Origin of the sequence: Mesorhizobium sp. M2A.F.Ca.ET.039.01.1.1 (assembly GCF_003998035.1) — a bacterium.
GTDB lineage: Bacteria > Pseudomonadota > Alphaproteobacteria > Rhizobiales > Rhizobiaceae > Mesorhizobium.
In genome coordinates, this window is record NZ_RZRY01000554.1 from 1 (window position 1) to 4,278 (window position 4,278).

General features: G+C 66.2%; 4 protein-coding genes and 2 pseudogenes. 5 read left to right on the forward strand and 1 reads right to left on the reverse strand.

The genetic code is table 11. From position 1 onward, the window contains the following. From EOA24_RS29035 to glp, 5 genes and pseudogenes are all read left to right on the forward strand, one after another. A pseudogene (locus EOA24_RS29035) lies at window positions 1-381 on the forward strand (peptidylprolyl isomerase); the annotation flags it as partial. Beyond that, complete coding sequence (gene trpD, locus EOA24_RS29040) at window positions 378-1,388, forward strand: anthranilate phosphoribosyltransferase (protein ID WP_126082665.1); 1,011 nt, start codon at window positions 378-380, stop codon at window positions 1,386-1,388. The pseudogene EOA24_RS29035 and the gene trpD, both read left to right, overlap by 4 nt. Window positions 1,389-1,392: 4 nt before the next feature. Beyond that, complete coding sequence (trpC, locus tag EOA24_RS29045) at window positions 1,393-2,205, forward strand: indole-3-glycerol phosphate synthase TrpC (RefSeq protein ID WP_127257521.1); 813 nt, start codon at window positions 1,393-1,395, stop codon at window positions 2,203-2,205. A gap of 2 nt (window positions 2,206-2,207) precedes the next feature. Beyond that, complete coding sequence (gene moaC, locus EOA24_RS29050; protein WP_126082663.1) at window positions 2,208-2,687, forward strand: cyclic pyranopterin monophosphate synthase MoaC; 480 nt, start codon at window positions 2,208-2,210, stop codon at window positions 2,685-2,687. Beyond that, on the forward strand, window positions 2,687-3,892 hold the full coding sequence (gene glp / locus EOA24_RS29055) for a gephyrin-like molybdotransferase Glp (protein WP_126082662.1): 1,206 nt from the start codon (window positions 2,687-2,689) through the stop codon (window positions 3,890-3,892). The genes moaC and glp overlap by 1 nt, the downstream gene beginning before the upstream one ends. Before the next feature lie 54 nt (window positions 3,893-3,946). Here the strand turns inward: glp and EOA24_RS29060 are convergent. Then, window positions 3,947-4,278, reverse strand: a pseudogene (locus EOA24_RS29060) (alpha/beta hydrolase); the annotation flags it as partial.

Genomic DNA, 4,278 nt, shown 5'->3' on the forward strand with positions numbered 1-4,278 from the left:
CTCGAGAAGCGCCTCAAGGCCGGCACCACGCTCGACGTCATCGCCGGCGAGCTCAAGCTCGACAAACAGACCAAGCGCGGCTTGAAGCGCGAAGCCGACGATGCCGATTTCGGCAAGGAGGGTGCCGCCGCCATGTTCGGAGTCGGCGAAGGCGGCACCGGCCTGATCCCCTCGCCCACCGGCGACGGCCAGATCCTGTTCAAGGTCGCCGAGGTCTTCGAGCCGGCTGGCGCCGACGGCAGCACGGTGCCGGACGAGGCGCAGAAATCCTTCGGCGCCGGCATGTCCGACGACCTGCTCGACCAGCTGGTGGCGCAACTGCAGTCGCAATATGACGTTCGCATCGATCCGAACGCCGTTTCGCAAGCACAGACACGATGAGCGCGCTGAAGACACATATCGCCAAGGTCGCCACCGGCACCGCGCTTTCCTTCGAGGAAGCCCGCGAGGCGTTCGACATCATCATGTCGGGCGACGCGACGCCCGGCCAGATCGGCGGCTTCCTGATGGCGCTGCGCGTGCGCGGCGAGACCGTGGGCGAGATATCCGGCGCGGTCGCCACGATGCGCGCCAAGATGCTGCGTGTCGAGGCGCCGCAGGGCGCCATCGACATCGTCGGCACCGGCGGCGACAATTCGCACTCGGTCAACATCTCGACCGCTTCGGCCTTCGTCATCGCCGCCGCCGGGGTGCCGGTCGCCAAGCACGGGAATCGCGGCCTGTCCTCGCTGACCGGCTCCGCCGATGTGCTGACGGCGCTGGGCGTCAGAATAGATATCTCGCCGGAAATGATCGGCCGCTGCATCCATGAGGCCGGCGTCGGCTTCATGTTCGCGCCGGCGCATCATCCGGCGATGAAGCATGTCGGGCCGACCCGGGTCGAGCTCGGTACGCGCACCATCTTCAATCTGCTCGGACCGCTGTCGAACCCCGCCGGCGTCAGCCGCCAGATGGTCGGCGTCTTCCTGCCGGAATGGATCATGCCGGTGGCCGAGACGCTGAAGGCGCTGGGCGCCGAGCACGCCTGGGTCGTCCATGGCGATGGCTATGACGAGATCACGACCACGGGCGAGACGCAGGTTGCGGAGCTTGCCGGCGGCGAGATCCGCACCTTCGCCCTGACGCCGGAAGCCGTCGGGCTGAAGCGGCACACCAAGGAAGAGCTACGCGGCGGCGACGCGGCCTACAACGCCAGGCAACTGCGCGATATGTTGGGTGGCGCCGCCGGCGCCTATCGCGACACGGTGCTGATGAACGCCGGCGCCGGTCTGGTTGTGGCCGGCAAGGCGACGACGCTTGCCGACGGCATCGCGGCGGCGGCGCAAGCGATCGACAGTGGCCGCGCCCTCGCGGTGCTGGACAAGCTCGTCGAGATTTCGAACGGATAAGGCCTTGTCGGACATCCTGCGCAAGATCGAAGCCTATAAGCGCGAAGAGATCGCGGCGGCGAAGGCGAAGATACCGCTGGCCGAGCTCAAGGCGCGCGCAAAGGATGCCGGTGGGACGCGCGGTTTTTTGGCGGCGCTCGAGGCGAAGCGAACAGCGGGGAGCTTCGCGCTGATCGCCGAAATCAAGAAGGCCAGCCCTTCCAAGGGGTTGATCCGTGCCGATTTCGACCCCCCGTCATTGGCGCAGGCCTATCAGCAAGGTGGCGCCGCGTGCCTTTCGGTGCTGACCGACGCACCGTCTTTCCAGGGCGCTCCGGAATTCCTGACGGCCGCGCGCGCAGCGGTGCGCCTGCCGGCCCTGCGCAAGGATTTTCTGTTCGATCCCTATCAGGTCCACGAAGCACGCGCCTGGGGCGCCGATGCGATCCTCATCATCATGGCGAGCGTCGACGACGCGCTGGCCAGCGAGCTTGAAGCGACCGCCTTCGAACTCGGCATGGACGCACTGATTGAGGTGCATGATGAGAATGAAATGCAGCGCGCGCTTACTTTGTCTTCGCGGCTGATCGGCATCAACAACCGTGATCTCAGAACCTTCCAGACCAGCCTCGACGTTTCGGAGCGCCTGGCCGCCATGGTGCCGGCGGATCGGCTGCTGGTCAGCGAGAGCGGCATCTTCACGCATCAGGATTGCCGCCGGTTGGAGAAGAGCAAGATCGGTACTCTCCTCGTCGGCGAGAGCCTGATGCGGCAGGCGGACGTAGCTGCCGCGACCAAGCTTCTGCTGACAGGCAAGGCAGCGGCCGAGGCGGTTTGAGAATGCCCGCCCTCACCCATCTCGGCGCCAAGGGCGAAGCCAACATGGTCGATGTCGGCGACAAGGCCGAGACGACCCGCACGGCAATCGCCGAGGGCTTTGTCTCGATGCGGCCCGAAACGCTGGAGATGATTCTGGCCGGCGACGCCAAGAAAGGCGATGTGCTGGGCACCGCCCGCATCGCCGGGATCATGTCAGCGAAGAAGACGCATGAGCTGATCCCGCTTTGCCATCCGCTGCTTCTGACCAAAGTGGCCGTCGAGATCGAGCCGGACCATTCGCTGCCCGGCCTCAAGGTGACAGCGCTCGCCCGCGTCACCGGCAAGACCGGCGTGGAGATGGAAGCGCTGACCGCCGCCTCGGTCGCCTGCCTCACCATCTACGACATGGCCAAGGCGGTGGATCGCGGCATGGTGATTTCCGGTGTCCGGCTGGTCGAGAAGACCGGCGGCAAATCCGGTGACTACAAGGCGGATGCCTGATGGCGCTGGTACCGGTCGCCGAAGCGCTCGCGCGCCTGCTCGACGGCGCAGCGCCTTTGCCGGGCGAAAGCATTCCGCTGGCGGACGCGGCCGGGCGGGTCCTGGCGGAACCGGTTGTGGCGCTGCGCACGCAGCCGCCCTTCAACGCCTCCGCGATGGATGGTTATGCCGCGCGTTCCGCCGACGTCGCTTCAGCGCCAGCGCAATTGGAAGTGATAGGCATGGCGCCTGCCGGGCGCGGTTTCTCCGGAACCGTCGGCAAAGGCCAGGCCGTGCGCATCTTCACCGGCGCGCCGCTGCCTGAAGGCGCCGACACCATCGTCATCCAGGAAAACGTCCGCGACCTCGGCAATGGCAGGATCGAGGTGACGGAGCCGACCGCGCAAGCACGCAATGTCCGGCGCCGCGGGCTCGACTTCAGCGAGGGCGACGTGCTGCTCGGAAATGGTCGCGTGCTCGACGCGGCGGCCCTTTCGCTGGCGGCTTCTGCCAACCACCCTGCCTTGAATGTCGTGCGCCAGCCGCTGGTCGCGATCATCGCCACCGGCGATGAATTGCTGCCGCCGGGCAGCACGCTCGGCCCCGATCAGATCATTTCGTCGAATGCCTATGGCGTTGCCGCCGCCGCCCAGTCGGTTGGCGCACGCGCACTCGATCTCGGCATCGCCGCCGACCGCAAGGAGGCGATCGCCGCGCTGGTCAGGAGAGCGGTCCAGGCGGGCCCGGATGTCATCGTCACGCTGGGCGGTGCCTCGGTCGGCGATCACGACCTGATCCATGACGTGCTGACCAGCGAGGGCATGCGGCTCGACTTCTGGAAGATCGCCATGCGCCCCGGCAAACCGTTGATGTTCGGCCGGCTTGGCAATGTCCGCTGCATCGGCCTGCCAGGCAATCCGGTGGCCAGCATCGTCTGCTCGCAGCTCTTCCTGAAGCCGCTGCTTGCCCGGCTCGGCGGCCGCAATTTCAGGCAGGACGTGCGAACGGCCAGGCTGGGCGCCGCGATGCCGGCTAACGATCTCAGGCAGGACTATGTTCGCGCCGTGGTGCGCGAGGACGCCGGCACCCTGGTCGCGACGCCGTTCGGCATCCAGGACTCCTCGATGCTCAGGATGCTCGCCGACGCCAACGGCCTGATCATGCGCGAGCCCTTTGCGCTGGCTGCGGAGGTTGGCGCCGAATGCAGCGTGCTTATGCTGCGCTAATGCGTCGATGCAATCGATCCGCTAACATGTCGACGCAGTCGATGTGATACGTCTCTATTCTTCGACCAGCGTTCGGGTCAGGGGATGGTCCGGATCTGCGAGACCATCGACGACGTTGAAATGATGCCGATCCGGCTCGACAACTGACTGGGTAGCGGCGCCAAGCCCCCTCCAGATGTTGGCGAGCAATACGCTCTGGCGCAGGAATTCCGAGCGCTCGCCGCCGCCGACCCAACAGGTGATGCGGGTTCCTTGCACGGGCCGCAGCAGCGCCGGGCTTTCGCTAAACGCTTCCCGTTCGTCGATGTTCAGCGTCTCGTTCAAAGCCGTGAACATCAACGACCGAAGGTCGTGCAGGCCTGAAATCGAAACGACCTTGCGTATTC

Excerpts from the sequence above, each read along its gene's own strand:
- trpD (WP_126082665.1), top strand. The coding sequence starts at position 378 with ATGAGCGCGCTGAAGACACATATCGCCAAGGTCGCCACCGGCACCGCG.
- moaC (WP_126082663.1), top strand. The coding sequence starts at position 2,208 with ATGCCCGCCCTCACCCATCTCGGCGCCAAGGGCGAAGCCAACATGGTC.
- glp (WP_126082662.1), top strand. The coding sequence starts at position 2,687 with ATGGCGCTGGTACCGGTCGCCGAAGCGCTCGCGCGCCTGCTCGACGGC.